Source organism: Shewanella aestuarii, from assembly GCF_011765625.1.
Taxonomy (GTDB): Bacteria; Pseudomonadota; Gammaproteobacteria; order Enterobacterales; family Shewanellaceae; genus Shewanella; species Shewanella aestuarii_A.
In genome coordinates, this window is sequence record NZ_CP050313.1 from 430,133 (window position 1) to 443,421 (window position 13,289).

At 42.9% G+C, this 13,289-nt stretch carries 11 protein-coding genes; 4 read left to right on the forward strand and 7 right to left on the reverse strand.

Translation table 11 applies throughout. From position 1 onward, the window contains the following. Window positions 1-8: 8 nt before the first annotated feature. The gene (locus HBH39_RS02030) at window positions 9-740 is read right to left on the reverse strand and encodes a sulfite exporter TauE/SafE family protein (protein WP_167675140.1); all 732 of its coding nucleotides are present in this window, start codon (window positions 738-740) and stop codon (window positions 9-11) included. A gap of 152 nt (window positions 741-892) precedes the next feature. Here HBH39_RS02030 and HBH39_RS02035 point away from each other — a divergent pair, with 152 nt between their 5' ends. Then, a complete protein-coding gene (locus HBH39_RS02035; RefSeq protein WP_167675142.1) occupies window positions 893-2,479 on the forward strand; it encodes a S41 family peptidase in 1,587 nt (528 codons plus the stop codon). Further along, on the forward strand, window positions 2,479-2,850 hold the full coding sequence (locus HBH39_RS02040) for a hypothetical protein (RefSeq protein WP_167675144.1): 372 nt from the start codon (window positions 2,479-2,481) through the stop codon (window positions 2,848-2,850). Before HBH39_RS02035 ends, HBH39_RS02040 begins: the two co-directional genes overlap by 1 nt. Window positions 2,851-2,916: 66 nt before the next feature. On the opposite strand, the gene ushA is transcribed toward HBH39_RS02040, so the two are convergent. The 3 genes from ushA to exaC form a co-directional block, all read right to left on the reverse strand. Beyond that, window positions 2,917-4,629 carry a bifunctional UDP-sugar hydrolase/5'-nucleotidase UshA gene (gene ushA / locus HBH39_RS02045; protein WP_167675146.1) on the reverse strand — a complete coding sequence of 571 codons (1,713 nt, stop codon included), beginning with the start codon at window positions 4,627-4,629 and terminating at the stop codon, window positions 2,917-2,919. A 292-nt stretch (window positions 4,630-4,921) separates the two neighbouring features. After that, window positions 4,922-5,290 (reverse strand): response regulator, encoded by a 369-nt coding sequence (locus tag HBH39_RS02050; RefSeq protein ID WP_167675148.1) that lies wholly within the window; start codon window positions 5,288-5,290, stop codon window positions 4,922-4,924. Window positions 5,291-5,380: 90 nt separating this feature from the next. Beyond that, window positions 5,381-6,901 carry an acetaldehyde dehydrogenase ExaC gene (gene exaC, locus HBH39_RS02055; RefSeq protein WP_167675150.1) on the reverse strand — a complete coding sequence of 507 codons (1,521 nt, stop codon included), beginning with the start codon at window positions 6,899-6,901 and terminating at the stop codon, window positions 5,381-5,383. Window positions 6,902-7,102: 201 nt separating this feature from the next. Here exaC and HBH39_RS02060 point away from each other — a divergent pair, with 201 nt between their 5' ends. Next, complete coding sequence (locus HBH39_RS02060; RefSeq protein WP_167675152.1) at window positions 7,103-8,008, forward strand: AraC family transcriptional regulator; 906 nt, start codon at window positions 7,103-7,105, stop codon at window positions 8,006-8,008. A gap of 26 nt (window positions 8,009-8,034) precedes the next feature. Here HBH39_RS02060 and HBH39_RS02065 read toward each other — a convergent pair whose 3' ends face one another. From HBH39_RS02065 to HBH39_RS02075, 3 genes are all read right to left on the reverse strand, one after another. Beyond that, on the reverse strand, window positions 8,035-9,066 hold the full coding sequence (locus HBH39_RS02065) for a phosphotransferase (protein ID WP_167675154.1): 1,032 nt from the start codon (window positions 9,064-9,066) through the stop codon (window positions 8,035-8,037). A 29-nt stretch (window positions 9,067-9,095) separates the two neighbouring features. After that, window positions 9,096-9,731 (reverse strand): flavin reductase family protein, encoded by a 636-nt coding sequence (locus HBH39_RS02070; protein WP_167675156.1) that lies wholly within the window; start codon window positions 9,729-9,731, stop codon window positions 9,096-9,098. A gap of 94 nt (window positions 9,732-9,825) precedes the next feature. Then, window positions 9,826-11,703: a mechanosensitive ion channel family protein gene (locus HBH39_RS02075; RefSeq protein WP_167675158.1), complete on the reverse strand. Its 1,878-nt coding sequence runs from the start codon at window positions 11,701-11,703 to the stop codon at window positions 9,826-9,828. A gap of 234 nt (window positions 11,704-11,937) precedes the next feature. On the opposite strand from HBH39_RS02075, the gene HBH39_RS02080 reads away from it, so the two are divergent. Then, window positions 11,938-13,272, forward strand: a complete 1,335-nt coding sequence (locus tag HBH39_RS02080; RefSeq protein WP_167675160.1) for an amidohydrolase — start codon at window positions 11,938-11,940, stop codon at window positions 13,270-13,272. Window positions 13,273-13,289 lie beyond the last annotated feature (17 nt).

The following is a 13,289-nucleotide window of genomic DNA, read 5'->3' on the forward strand; positions in this document are numbered from 1 at the left end:
CATTAAACTCACTCCAACAAGAGTTTAAGCCCGACAATAATCATCAACCATAAGATAATTTGCTTAAATAATTTCTCATTGATATTAGCTTGCAAACGCAAACCAAGTTTGACGCCAAACCACGCAATTGGGGCGAGCATGGCTGAAAGCATTAAGTTACTGGTGTTGATTTGTCCTAGCAGACTATAAGGAATTAATTTAACCGCATTAATTACCGCAAAAAATACCACCGCAGTTCCTAAAAATTCTGACTTCGCCAACTTAAGCGGGATCAAATAGGCATTTAATGGTGGGCCGCCAGCATGGGCTACAAAGCTAGTAAAACCGGCTATTGCCCCGCAAATTTGGCCAATGAGTGTGTTGGGGGTGGCTGTTGACGTTTGACCTAAGGTTAAGCCATACACACCAAAACCAAGTGAAATCGTCCCCAAAATTGCGCGAACATATTGCTCATTTAATTGATCAAATAGCAGATAACCCACCACAATACCGATAATGGCTGCCGGTAATAAAATCCACAGTTGACGAGAATTATGTTGTCCCCACCAAGATCTTACACTCAGGTAATCCATATAAATCAGTAGCGGCAACATAATTGCCGCAGCAGCAATAGGGCTAATCACTAATGCCAGTAACGGCACTGTAATACCACCTGCGCCGCCAGCAAAACCCGATTTAGAAATGCCAGTCATTAACACTGCTGGAATGGCAACAAGCCAAAATAAAGGATCAGTTAACACGCAAAGCCTGAACGTTTTAGGTGAGTGACAAACTAAAATATCAGACTTAGCCTGTTTGGTTAAGAAACTATTTCTTTTGTTATATATTTGTGTGGTAGCCTTATTTTGTTGCAATCATGATGACTAACACAAAGTAAAATAAAGGAATATTTATGCAGTTATTTCATAAAGGTTTATGTATACCAGTGATTATTACCGCTAGCTTAGGGCTTAGTGCATGTGGCGGTTCTGATTCTAGTGGTGATAAAACTCAGCAGCCAATAACAGGGACACCAACCCTTAAATGGACCCAAGGTCAATTTGACGATTACGCATCGTTTGCTAATCAATGTGCTGCCGATCAAACTGGTTCTGCCTTAGCTGAAAAGCTGTGGTTGCGCTCATGGAGCAATGATACTTACCTGTGGTATGACGAAATATTTGATCGTGATCCTGCGCCTTATTCTGTGGCCGACTATTTTGAGTTACTGCGCACCGAGGAATTATCAGACACAGGCAATCCTAAAGATCAGTACCATTTTCAAATGTCGACAGTTGAATGGGAGCAGTTGAGTGAGTCTGGTGCTTCAGTCGGTTATGGCTTTAACCTGCATCTTCGTAACGCGGCACCTGGGGTTTCACGTCAAGTTACTATCGCCTATACCGATCCTAACACCCCTGCGAGTTATGCAAACATTAGCCGTGGTGCCATTATTGTGGCGATTGACGGTGTGAATGTGGCCAATGCCAATGATAGTGCCAGTATTGATGTATTAAATAATGGCTTATTTCCAAGTGCTGCGGGCACGCCAGTGACTTTTACTATTCGAGATTTAAATGCTGCAACGGATAGAGAAGTCACGTTAACCGCCAAAACAGTGGTTTCTACCCCAGTACAAAACACTAAGGTCATTGATACCGCAAACGGTAAAGTTGGCTATTTACAATTTAACTCGCATATTGCGACGGCTGAACGTGGCTTGTTTGATGCGATGACTAGCTTGAGTGAAGCGGGAATTGACGATTTAGTATTAGATTTACGCTACAACGGTGGTGGGCTATTAGCGTTAGCAAGTCAGTTAGGTTATATGATTGCCGGTGCTGATGCGACCAATAATAAAGTATTTGAACGCACCAGTTTTAATGATAAATACCCAAATACTAACCCGGTTACAGGTGAAGCATTAACGCCGATGCCGTTTATTCCTGAGTCTATTGGTTTTAACCCAAGTCTGCTTAGTGCTGGCATGGCATTACCGACTTTGAATTTAGATAGAGTGTATGTGTTAACCACAGACAATACTTGCTCAGCCAGCGAAGCATTAATGAATAGTTTACGCGGCATTGATATTGAGGTTATTCAATTAGGCTCGACAACTTGCGGTAAACCTTATGGTTTTTACCCAACGCCAAACTGCGACATGACCTATTTTACGATTCAATTTAAAGGTGTAAATGATAAAGGCTTTGGAGATTATTCTGATGGTTTTGTACCTAGCTTTAACCCAACCTTAGACAGTGAAATAATGGGTTGTCAGCTAGAAGATGACTTTAACCATGCTTTAGGTGATAGTAACGAGCGTTTGTTAAGTGCGGCTTTATATTATCGTGATAATAATCAATGCCCAGCGGTTGCCATGGCATCAAGCCGTAAAAGGGTGCAGGCGCAATTTGTTGATGAAGGCTTTATGTTACAAGACACTCGTCAACAAAATCTATTAAACACCAATCGTATTGTCACCATGGGGGAGACAAAATAATGGTTCGTTTATTTGTTGGTATAGCGACACTGTTGAGCATATCCGGTTGTAGTGCCGACATAGACGATGTTGCCGTGCCGGCTGTGATGACATCGCCAACGCCAGCAAGTTTTACTGAGCTAAACTCAGCGCTTGGACGTTTACTTACCATGGACTCGGTGCAAATAAGCGATCAAGCTTTCAGTGGCACCAGTGTGATAACCCTTGAGCGTACAGCCCATCAAGATAGCGCAGGTAAGTTAATAATGGGACGAAGCCATGAGATGCCGATAACTGTTCAGTTAATGATCAAACAAGGGAAATGCTTTGTGATAGTGGATAACAAAGCTCAGTCGCGCCAGTTGAACAATGTAACCTGCAAAGCATTGTAATATTATGTAATACCTATAAAAAAGGTAGCTTGCGCTACCTTTTTTACTTTAACAATCAGCTAATGATTAGCCTGCACAGCTGCCCACAATGGTGCCAGCTTTGGTGAAGGTAAGTTGACCTTCAACTGGCGCAAAATCTTCAGCTTTAATGGATGGATTAGCCACAAAGTATTCACGGAATGCGGCTGCGTCAATAAGTTGGGTATTAATATAATTAGGGTGTTGGTTGATAACAGGATAACCATCACCACCGCCTGCGCTGAAGTGAATTAACGAGAAGGTATAGTTTTCTTGCTCATCAAATGCACGGCCACCTAGGCTAGCAATCTCTACGGTACCCGCATCACAATCTACCGCCATTGCAACGTCATTTAACTGTGGGAATCCACCACCGGTTTTAACGGCAATGGCAGCTAAATAATCCGCAACTTCAGTACCTGTCATGGTGACATAAGACACGAAGTTACCAAATGGCTGAACGGTTAATACGTCACGATAAGTAATATCACCTTCAACAATTGAAGCGCGAATACCACCTGAATTCATCACGCCAAAGTCAGCGGTGACGTTAAAGTTTTTGCTTACAAACTCAGAATAAGCGGTCGTGATTAACTGACCTAAATTGGTTTGTTGTACGCGCACAACTTCGCGATCGCCTTCTAAGCGACCATCGGTATACGAAATGACCACATCAAGTAACTCTTGGCCGCGCTCTTGATAAGGCTTTAGCATGTCGTAAACGGCTTGGTCTTTGGTGATTTCTTCAGTGATAAACTCTAATTCGCCATCCGCATTTTTTGCTTTTAAGTTAATGGGGATCAGCTGATAATTGGCTAAGGTTAACTCGCCATCAATATATTCAAAATCGGCACGACCCACATACTTACCCCACTCGTGGGCTTGCATAATATAGGTACCGTTTTGCTGATCCGGTTTGCAGTCATCGCCAGGTTGGAACTGAGCGTAGTCATCACCTTCCATACAAACAGGGTTTTGTGAGTGACCACCAATAATGGCTTGTAGTCGGCCTTGTTCAACTGAACGAGCAAGCATCACATCGCCAGCAGCTTCAGTGCCGTGGTTGCCATCAGCGTAATGGCCCATGTGAGTCACGGCGAACACTAAATCAACATCTTCATTCGCGTCGATTTCGTTAAGCACTTTTTGCAGTTCGGCTTGCGGATCGGTAAAGATGAGTTTTTCTACGTGCTCAGGGTTAACAATTTTTGGTGTATCAACGGTAGTAAAGCCAATAATGGCCACACTCAAACCGTTGATGTCGAATACGCGGTAGGGTTCAAAGTAGCGAGTGTTGCTGTTTTTATCATAAATGTTGGCGGCAAGCATGGGGAAGTTTGCTAAGGTTTCTTGCATATGTAGAATGTTAAGTGGGTTGTCAAACTCATGGTTACCCACCGCCATTGCATCGTAACCTAGCATGTTCATGCCGACAAAATCAGGAATGGCTTGTTGCATGTCTGATTCTGGTACACCGGTATTGATGTCGCCGCCAGACAGTAAAATAGAGTCACCACCAGCGCGAGCGACTTCGGTTCTTATCTGCTCAATGACCGTTTTGCGAGCCGCCATGCCATATTCACCGTTATTGTTTTCCCAAAAACGGCCATGATTGTCATTGGTATGGATCACAGTAAAACGAGTACATGCATCACCTGCGGCTTCACATGCACTTAGATCTTTTTTGTCGTCGCTATTACAGCCAGTTAATGCTACTAACACGGCTGATGCCACTAAGCCTTTTAATAAGCTATGTCTCATATAAACCCCTAATTATTATCTTTTTTTTATAATGTATAAGCTGTTGAGCTTACTGGCGAATAGTAGCAAAAATTAAGTGTTTACTATGAAGGTTTTATGAATAAAAACTATATGTAACCATTTGGTTACAGGCGGTTAACTGTTTGTCTTTATTGGCGTAACCTTTTTGAAAAGGTGTGGTGCTTTGTCTAGCCAGAAGAGGATTGAGTCGTGGTTTTTTGGGCGAGTGTCTATGGGTAAATTGAGGACTGAATTGATTCAGCCCTCAGTGTTTCATACAAGATAAGAATACTTAGAGGGAGAGATATTTATTCAATATCGCTTGGATGTCATTAGGAAGGATGGGTTTAGTTAAGTAATTATCCGCGCCTAAGTTGATGGCAAAATCTTGGTCTGATTTCTCGACTAAGCTGCTAATCACCACCACAGGAATATTGCTGGTTCGCAGATCGCCCTTTAAGTGTTTTATCACCTGATAGCCATTAATGTTTGGCATGGTGATATCGAGCAAAATAAGGTTGGGCTTTACGCTTGATAATAGATCAAGTGCGCCAGATCCGGAGTTAGCTGACAAAACTTGATAATCATCACCTAAAATGGCCAAAAGCATGCCGGTACAAATGGGGTCATCATCAATGACTAATATTTTTGCTTTGTCCAATGTCGCCTCGTTTTTAAAATCGTTTTATACATTGTATTCAATTTTAAACTAAAAGCGAGGCGCAGATTTTAAAAGAAGATTAATTGTAAACTAAAAGAAGCCTAACGGATTCACATCGTAACTGACTAATAAGTTTTTGGTTTGTTGGTAATGGTCTAATGCAACCTTGTGAGTCTCACGGCCAACACCTGACTTTTTGTAACCGCCAAATGCCGCATGGGCAGGGTACATGTGATAACAGTTAGTCCAAACTCGACCTGCTTGTATTTTTCGCCCCATGCGATAGGCCAAATTAATATCCCGCGTCCACACGCCCGCGCCTAAACCAAACTCTGAGTTGTTGGCTAATGCTAAGGCTTCGGCCTCATCTTTAAAGGTGGTGACAGAGATAACGGGGCCAAAAATTTCTTCTTGGAAAACTCGCATATCATTAGTGCCTTTAAATAGGGTGGGTTGAATATAAAAGCCTTGTTGATACTCTGTGCTGACGGGCTCAACCCCGCCGCCGATAATCACTTCGGCACCTTCATTTTTACCAATGTCGATGTAGCTCATGATTTTATCAAATTGCTCTTGTGAGGCTTGTGCGCCAACCATGACTTCAGTGTCTAGCGGGTTACCGCGCTTAATGGCTTTTGAGCGCTCAATGACTTTTTCAATAAATTGCGGGTAGATATCTTCTTGTACTAACAAGCGTGATGGACAGGTACACACTTCGCCTTGATTGAAAAATGCCAACACAGCGCCTTCAATACATTTACTTAAGTATTCGTCTTCAAAATTAACCACATCATTAAAAAAGATATTGGGTGATTTACCGCCTAGCTCAACGGTTGAAGGAATAATGTTTTCAGCAGCGCATTTCATTATGTGCGAGCCAATAGGCGTTGAGCCAGTGAAGGCAATTTTGGCGATACGGGTGCTGGTGGCAAGGGCTTGGCCTGCTTCAGCGCCATATCCATTAACTACATTCAATACGCCTGCTGGTAATAAATCGCCTATTAACTCTAGCAGTACTAGAATTGATGCAGGTGTCTGCTCAGCAGGTTTTAGGACCACGCAATTGCCCGCCGCTAATGCTGGGCCTAATTTCCACGCCGCCATTAATAGCGGAAAATTCCACGGAATAATTTGCCCAACAACACCTAATGGTTCACGGATATGGTATGACACTGTTTTGGCATCAATTTCAGCAGCGCTGCCTTCTTGAGCGCGTAAACAGCCTGCAAAGTAGCGAAAGTGATCCACCGCTAATGGAATATCAGCATTTAAGGTTTCGCGCACCGCTTTGCCGTTATCCCAAGTTTCGGCAACGGCTAAATAGGTTAAATTGGCTTCAATGCGATCGGCTATTTTCAATAATACATTTGAACGCTCTGCCGCTGATGTGCTGCCCCATGCTTCTTTCGCTTTGTGGGCTGCATCCAGTGCTAGTTCAATATCCTGTTTGTCAGAACGGGGGATTTTACAAAAAACTTGGCCGTTAACAGGGCTGATATTATCAAAATATTGGCCATTGACGGGCTCGACCCATTGGCCGCCAATATAGTTTTGATAGATAGGTTTGAAGTTAATAATGGCATCTTTTTGGCCGGGTGCTGCGTAGATCATAAGACTTTCCTCTAATTGTATTTTTTGGATGTCTAATTAACCTAGTTCAAATATTGAAAATTTAACTATTCTGAAAATCCACAGCTGTTGACTCACAGTACAAATTATCTACTTGGCGAGATTGCGGGGGGAGTGAACTGACAGTATTGAGATGGATTGTGGTACGGGATCTGTCAGTCACATAACCATTTAGGTACAAGTATGATAAAAGGATTTTTACAGCCGGGCGTTGAGCCCAAAGTGCTGGTTGAGAATAAAATAAGTTTTGCCGGACCTGACACTGAGTTAAGTATTTACGATACATTCGAACAAGCCAGTCGGGTGGCGCTAAAATCAGACCAAATGCTGTTTTGCAGCATGGTGACGGGTAAAAAGGTGATGCACAGTCAAGATGATTACCAGGCGGCATTTTATCCTCATGAATCATTTGTGATGGCACCAAATCAAGCGGTAGAGATTGATTTTCCTGAGGCAAAGCTTCATCAGCCAACACGGTGCTTAGCGATTGAAATAACCCCTGAGCATGTGCAACAGGTGGCGAAAAAGCTGAATGCAATTACCCCAAAAGACAAGCAATATGGCGATTGGCAATATCAGCAAAGCTTATTGCACACCCACCATAATCAACAAACCCAAGTTTTGCTTGAACGCATAGTGGGCATTTTTACTGAAAATCATCAAGACAGAAGCTATTTAATTGATTTGGCGGTATCGGAATTAATTGTGCGGTTGTTGCGTGATCAAACCCGTGATTTTCTATTGCATCATAGCGAACAAGACCCAGAGTTTAATGGCTTAAATCACGCACTGCAGTACATCAAACAAAATATGACAGATACGCTAGATATTGATGCTATTTGCCGAAAAGCTTGCATGAGCCGCAGTAAGTTTTTTAATCAATTTAAAGCGCATTTGGGGTGTACGCCGATGGCATATCAACAACAAATGCGATTAAAAAAAGCCGCCGAGTTAATTGCACAAGGTCAGCAAATTACTCAAGTTTGTTTTTCGCTGGGTTATAGCAGTGCTAGCCATTTTAGTCGGTTGTTTAAGCAGTTTTATGGCATCAGCCCAACAGAATACAAATCTCGTCACATGCACAGCTAAGCCAGTTTTTGCTTAAGCGGCCTAGGTTATTCATTCAGTTGCTTTAGTGCTTGAGCTGTAAGCGCTTCTGAGTAAGCATTAATTTTGGGATGCTCGGGGCTCCAACCTTTGATAAATCGATGAAAATCAGCCCAAGCGATACTGAACAATGGCCGCCACGTTTGAATAAGCGCATTAGCATCAATACTGGGTTGCTGCTGTTTGAGGCTTTGTTTTAGGGTAGCAAAATAATATGCTAAATAATACTCAACAAGCGTGTTTGTTTGCGATACGGGAGCATTAAAAGTCAGGACGCTACTGAGAAAATAAGCCACATCTTTCATGCCGCAACCTCGGCCAATATATTGAAAGTCTACCGCTGCCGCTTTACTAGCATCGGGCGTAAAACAAAAGTTGGCCAACTTGGCATCGCCATGCACTAAGGTTTGATAGCGGCACGTATTTAACCGTTCATCTAATGCTGAAGCCGCCTGTTTAAGCCTGCTATCGGCTAAGGCTTTAAACTCATCGGGGCGGGTAGCTAAATGCCAATAGGTGCCAATTGGCCATAAACCTTCAGCGCTATGCTGCATAAATTGAGCATGAAAGTGCGCCAGCCACGTTAAGCAGGCTTGAATAATGCTTGGGCTACTATGACTATTGACTACGCTAAAACCCAGTTGAGCTAAATCTTCCAGCACCAACAGCATTTCATCTGAATTTATCTCAGTTTTATTACCAGTCATGTGGTTGAGTGTGCTGCTAGCACTTAACCACAAGCATTTAGGCACACGATTATTGGCACGACAGGTATTGGCATAATGTTGATACCAATAGGCTTCGACTTGATAAGATTTGAGCTTTCGCTGGTGCGATAAATCAGTTGCCCAGCCTCTTGGGTGATGTGTGGGTTGGGGAAATTTAATCTGTTTAACAATCACAGATTGGTGTTGTCCGCCATGTAAATACACTCTGACTAGTTCGCCATAGCCTCCCCAGAGGGATTGAATCGGTTCAACACGTTTGACGCCGGTGGCATTAAGGGTTTGGGCAATACTGTTAAGTTGTAGAGTTTGCATATTATTGGGTTATGGCGCTCTAAATGGTGTTATTTGCTAATGATGGGGCGATTAAGGTCAAAGCGATGATCTTCAGAAATACCATAATAGGCTGACGGGCCACCTGCGCGTAATACCGGTTGTGCCAAAGCTGTTTGATATATACCTTCTGGGCTAATTAAATGCTTGGCAATGTGTACCGCGATGACTTCTCCAAGCACTAGCCAAGTATCAATTTTATTGCCTTGAGCATCGTTAAGTTGAATACATTGGCTGAGTTTGCATTCAAAATTCACCGGGCTTTCAGCAACTCTATCAACGGCCACAATTTGGCTTGGTGCTGGGGTTAATCCGGCAAAGACAAATTCATCTTCACCTGAGGGTAATTCTGCCGAGGTTTGATTCATTTTTTCAGCGAGCTCGCGAGTGGTTAAGTTCCATACAAACTCACCGGTTTCAACAATATTAGCCACGCTGTCTTTCCAGCCTGTGCTGGCAAATCCAATAATTGGCGGAGTGTAATTAAAGCAATTAAAAAAGCTATAAGGGGCTAAATTGCGCTGACCTTGGCTATTTTTTGAAGCAATCCAACCAATGGGGCGCGGGCTGATAATGGCATTCAGTGGATTATGCGCTAAGCCATGCCCTTGGCTAGGTTGATAAAAGTAGCGATCATCATTTGGCATCAGGAACTCCAGTTTAAAAGGGTAGCTTTAAAGGGGACGGAATCGTTTTATCAATCTTGATTAACTCGATTTATCCCCTTGAATAACAGTATGATTAATTAAGACTTACTACTGCTAGCGCCATTATTATCGGATTCAATCTCAGATAAAGCGGCTTGTTGTTCTTCGGTGTTAGCCTGCACTGTTTTAGCATCTTCGCTTGGCTCGGTTGTTTTTTTCTCTGCATTAGCAACACTGCCAACCGGGGGTATTGTACGCTGTCTTTAAGTGTGGCTTTGGTTTCTTTACTAAAGTTAGGAAATGGCATTTCTTCTGCGGCTATCATTTGTGCCATGGTGGCTGCAGCCTGTTGTTGTATGGCGACATTGGGCTCATTATAAGGGGTTAGCACCACATGTTGGCCAGCAGGCGCAATCTGAATATTTAACTCAGTTAAAATGGTTAAAATGTGGAAGTTTAAATCCTCTGCAATACCAAAGTAGGTAATCACATTTCCGGTATCAATATAGGCGTTAATTTTGATTAAAAACGCATCGCGTTCAATGGCAAGAAAACGAGCGCGCTGACCCACGTCCAGCACTTTAGGATGGCCCGCGAGTAGTTTTCTTAGCTCAATTAACAGAACTTGAATTTGCTCTTTGGGTGTCGCTAAGCTGATACGCAAATCTTGCTTGAATCGACGACGGTCAATCACCGAGAAGTTCTCTAATTCTTTTGATGAAAACACCGAGTTAGGAATATGAACAACTGAGCGATCAAGTTTTCTTACTCTTGTTGATCGCAGGCCTATTTCTTCTACTGTGCCTTTAACGTCACCAAAACGGCAAAAATCACCAGGATTAATGGGTTTTGAGGCATAAATTGTAAATGCGCCAAACACGTTTTCGAGCGGTTTTTGTGCGGCTAATGCAATGGCCAAACTCCCCACACCTAAGCCGGTTAAGATGGTCGCCATATTGTAGCCTGAGCTTTCAAACCACATTAATATGCCAACAATAATAATAAGAATTTTGACAATAGCGACCACGGGGCGCAGTAATGCAATGCTGTAGTTATTCTTTTTAGTTTGAAATTGTTCAGCTTTGTAATTTGCAAATAATTCAATAACCCCTAAAGCAAGAATGGTAAACGCAAGGTATATCAAGGTGCCATTTTCAAACCACACTCTTGCTCGCACTGAAAGTCCTAAAGCCAGTGCAATATTTTGCAAAAGCATTAAATAAACAAACCAGTGCAGACTTCGACCACAAAATTGAGTTATTCCTTTGAGCTTTGATTCAAATATTTTGGCGATAGATTGAGCTGCCATACTGACAAAACCTGCCACTATCCAGCCTAAAAAAATACTGATAAAGAAAATAAGCGCTTGCCAGTTATCCATATGAAAAATGGTCACTTGGGGTAAAAAATTCGCTAACGCTTCTATCTGTGGAGGATAGCCATATTGCTCCCAAAGCATAGGGACTTTAGAGATTGTCGCGTTGGATATTTTCCATATTTTGCCGCTTTTGCCATCGGGAACTAACTGCAAGTAGATTGGTATTGGGCCATCTTCGGTTTCTAAAACCCCGAGTAAATCACGATAAGGGGGTAAATTATCGTTGCTATGGCCTGATGGTAAGTCACTAATTTGTGATAAATCGATAATATTTTTCTTTTTCCATAAAATGTTTAATTTACGGATCAAATCGGGTGCATCTTCTTGGCGGATATTGTCAGGCAGGTAACGTAAATCAACAAATCTACTCGCCTTTTGCCAATCATTTTTTTGAATGGCCTCACTGATCGCAATCATTGTTGACAGAGGTGTTTCACCTTCACGGCTAAATTGCTGACTGGTTTTGGCTTCAATAATGGCCTCGGTGCGTAGCTCAGCCTCTGACACCTTTTTTAAATTAATATCATCAGCTGCTTGTATCTGGATTGACGTTAATATTAAAACCGCAAAAAGCATTTTCCAAAAAGCCTGCATAGCCTTTCTTTCCTTGATCTAAATTGGATATTGATAGTAAAAGTACTGCTTCAATATAGGTGTTTTATCGCTTCAGAGCTAGCGCGTTATGTTGATGATTGGTTTGTAAAATAATGGCATTGTGTTGCGTTAATGTTGATGCTCGATGCTGGTTTATTGGTTGGCACTGGTTTACAGTAGCTTGATGAAGTCACATATTTGCTTTGATGCAGCCAATGGATAACAAGGACGCCCATGTACGCCACCAAACTCGCTTTAGCGGTATCACTATCTTTTAGTTTATTTAACCCCATCGCCAGTCAGGCAAGCTCATTAGCTGCCTCGGTTGAGCAGGCCTTACCTAAACTTGAGCAACTTTATTTATATCTGCATCAACATCCTGAGTTGTCTTATCAAGAAAAACATTCTAGTGCTCGTATGGCGCAAGAATTGGCTGCACTTGGCTTTGAGGTCACTGATAATTTTGGTGGCTATGGCGTAGTGGGAATGTTTAAAAATGGCGTTGGGCCTACCGTGATGATCCGCGCTGACACGGATGGATTACCGATTATTGAGCAAACGGGCAAACCTTATGCATCCACTGCGACAGCTCTTGATGCTAATAATAATACCGTTGGTATTATGCATGGCTGTGGCCATGATATACATATGACAAGCCTGATTGGCACCGCGGCACAATTAGTGGCGCAAAAAGCCCAATGGCAAGGGACATTAATGATGGTCGCACAGCCTGCAGAAGAGGTCGGTGGTGGCGCTAAAGCTATGTTAAAACAAGGCTTATATAGCCAATTTGCTACGCCTGATGCGGTTTTAGGTTTGCATGTCAGCGCTTCAATTCCTGCGGGAAAAGTGGGGGCGGTAAGCGGCTATGCCTTGGCAAACGTCGATTCGGTTGATATTAAAATCAAAGGCAGAGGCGGCCATGGCGCTTACCCACATACGACCATCGACCCCGTAGTATTAGCCGCCAGAACGGTAATGGCATTACAAACTATCCCCAGTCGTGAAATATCACCTTTAGAGCCTAATGTGGTTACTGTGGGCTCAATCCATGGTGGCTCAAAGCATAATATTATTTCTAATGAAGTGCAGCTGCAGTTAACGCTGCGTTCATATAATCCTGAGGTGCGTGAACAGCAAATAGCTGCAATCAAGCGTATTACCAAAGGCATCGCTATGAGTGCAGGGTTGCCAGACGATCTCATGCCAGAGGTTTATGTGCATGCTGATCAATCGATCCCCTCAACCTACAATAACCCTGAATTAGCCGCTAAAGTGCAGGCCAGTATTGAGGCTGAAATAGGCCAACATAACGTACAAATTGCGCCGCCTGTGATGGCGGGAGAAGATTTTGGTTTATATGGTCGCACAGCAGAAAACGTGCCCATCACTTTATTCTGGTTGGGTGCAGTGGAGCCACAGTTATATGCCGATAGCGTCACCAATGGACAAACCTTGCCATCATTACACTCAAGCAAGTTTGCTCCTGATTATCCCACCACGATCAGCACTGGCGTACGAGCTATGACCCGCGCTGCGCTGGATATATTTAACAGCCCTAATCATTAAACCCGATTATTGTTAGC

Coding starts and splice junctions, on each gene's coding strand:
- HBH39_RS02035 (WP_167675142.1), top strand. CDS start 893: ATGCAGTTATTTCATAAAGGTTTATGTATACCAGTGATTATTACCGCT.
- HBH39_RS02040 (WP_167675144.1), top strand. CDS start 2,479: ATGGTTCGTTTATTTGTTGGTATAGCGACACTGTTGAGCATATCCGGT.
- ushA (WP_167675146.1), bottom strand. CDS start 4,629: ATGAGACATAGCTTATTAAAAGGCTTAGTGGCATCAGCCGTGTTAGTA.
- exaC (WP_167675150.1), bottom strand. CDS start 6,901: ATGATCTACGCAGCACCCGGCCAAAAAGATGCCATTATTAACTTCAAA.
- HBH39_RS02060 (WP_167675152.1), top strand. CDS start 7,103: ATGATAAAAGGATTTTTACAGCCGGGCGTTGAGCCCAAAGTGCTGGTT.
- HBH39_RS02065 (WP_167675154.1), bottom strand. CDS start 9,066: ATGCAAACTCTACAACTTAACAGTATTGCCCAAACCCTTAATGCCACC.
- HBH39_RS02070 (WP_167675156.1), bottom strand. CDS start 9,731: ATGCCAAATGATGATCGCTACTTTTATCAACCTAGCCAAGGGCATGGC.
- HBH39_RS02075 (WP_167675158.1), bottom strand. CDS start 11,703: ATGCAGGCTTTTTGGAAAATGCTTTTTGCGGTTTTAATATTAACGTCA.
- HBH39_RS02080 (WP_167675160.1), top strand. CDS start 11,938: ATGTACGCCACCAAACTCGCTTTAGCGGTATCACTATCTTTTAGTTTA.